The sequence below is a fragment of the Lactococcus sp. AK05 genome (assembly GCF_041026685.1).
Lineage (GTDB): Bacteria > Bacillota > Bacilli > Lactobacillales > Streptococcaceae > Lactococcus > Lactococcus lactis.
In genome coordinates this window covers 1-1,506 of record NZ_JBFTEI010000021.1, presented here as the reverse complement: position 1 = coordinate 1,506, position 1,506 = coordinate 1, and the positions used below count along the sequence as shown (strand labels likewise).

General features: G+C 35.1%; 2 protein-coding genes. Both read left to right on the top strand.

Translation table 11 applies throughout. The features are described 5' to 3' along the window. Positions 1 to 615, top strand: a 615-nt coding sequence (locus AB6B24_RS12365; RefSeq protein WP_369164823.1) for a hypothetical protein, incomplete at its 5' end; no start/stop codon positions are given. Further along, positions 608 to 1,506: VapE domain-containing protein (locus tag AB6B24_RS12360; protein ID WP_369164822.1), on the top strand; the 899-nt coding region annotated here is incomplete at its 3' end. The genes AB6B24_RS12365 and AB6B24_RS12360, both read left to right, overlap by 8 nt.

The following is a 1,506-nucleotide window of genomic DNA, read 5'->3' as shown; positions in this document are numbered from 1 at the left end:
GCTCATGGATCAGTTGGCGGAATAGGGGGGAAGGATATGGAACTTTTGACCATTCGTCTAAATAAAATAGTAGCTAAAAAACTGATGAAAGGAGCAGGAGAGACATTGATTTTGGAAAAAGAAGATTTCTATCAATATGTTTATCTTGTCCCCAATAATATGAGTTTTAGCGGTCATTTTGATTCAGTACTTGATATCAGCGTGAGTCAACACTGGGAGATTTTCAACTTTCTAACCTCAAAGTATCAAGAACTAGGCTATAAAAAAGTGCATTATAAACATCCAGCTCATCCATCAAATAAATTTATGAAGTTTCTTAATAAGCTGCAGCGTGACGAATCTGAAAAAGTTGCTACAGTTTATCGACAAAATACATTTGAGAAATTCAAAGATGAAATCGTGATGCATCAGGGCTTTTTAAATAGTAAGAACATGATGAAATTCATTATTTTAGGCAAAAAACACGGCTATAACTATAAATATCTCATGATGTGGGCTGTTTCAGAAATTGAAGCGACTTGTGAGGGAACTCAGAAAAAAGCCTTACTAGCTGATTTTATAGGTCTTGCGGATGAATATTTTGATGAAAAAGAAAGGGAGGTGTTGAGTGACTAGTGTAGATGATGATTTCCAAACGATGATTAACAGCTACGAGGAAGAAAAAGCAAAAGCAGAGAGTAAGAAGTCAGAACAAAAACCACCTCAGAGCGATAAAATCGTTAAAGTTAAATTTGAAGCTGAAAATTTCGCCGTCAATCAGTATGGTAAACCCAAAGTAAATTCTTTAAAAAACATACGAATCGCCATAGAAAATGACAATATTTTAAAAAATCAATTTGTGTTTAATTCTTTTACACAAGAAATAGAAATCAGAACCCCTTTCAAGTTGAGAGGAGTGGAGATTGAGAATGATGGGTTAAAAGAGGTTTATATTACGGCTATTCTTGAACATTTTGAAGAAAAGTATGATGTTTTATTTGATAGTCGGCTTTTAGTCAATGTGATTAATAAAATTGCTTACGAAAATAAATACAATCCTGTTCAAGATTTCATGGAAGACTGTTACAAAAATTGGGATAAGGTCAAACGTGCAAGAAGTCTATTTCCTGAGTATTTGGGGGCGAAAGAAAGTGATTTAACCGAACGAATGACCAAACTGTTTTTTGTTGGGGCTGTCAGTAAGGTTTATCATCCTTATGATAAGTTTGACTTTGTTTTGGATTTGGTAGGAGGCCAAGGTTCAGGGAAGACGACCTTTCTTACTAAAATGGGGCAAGGGTGGTACACAGATTCAATGAAAAATTTTGACGATAAAGACCAGTTAGTCATGATGTTACGTGCTTTGATTGTGAATGATGATGAAATGGCAATCAGTAACAAAATACCCTTTGCGGATTTAAAGAAGTTTATCACTCAAACAGTTTTGTCTTTCAGGGCGCCCTATGGCACAAAGGTAGAAAATTATGCCAAAAACTTTGTCATTGCTCGGACAACCAACCATGAAGA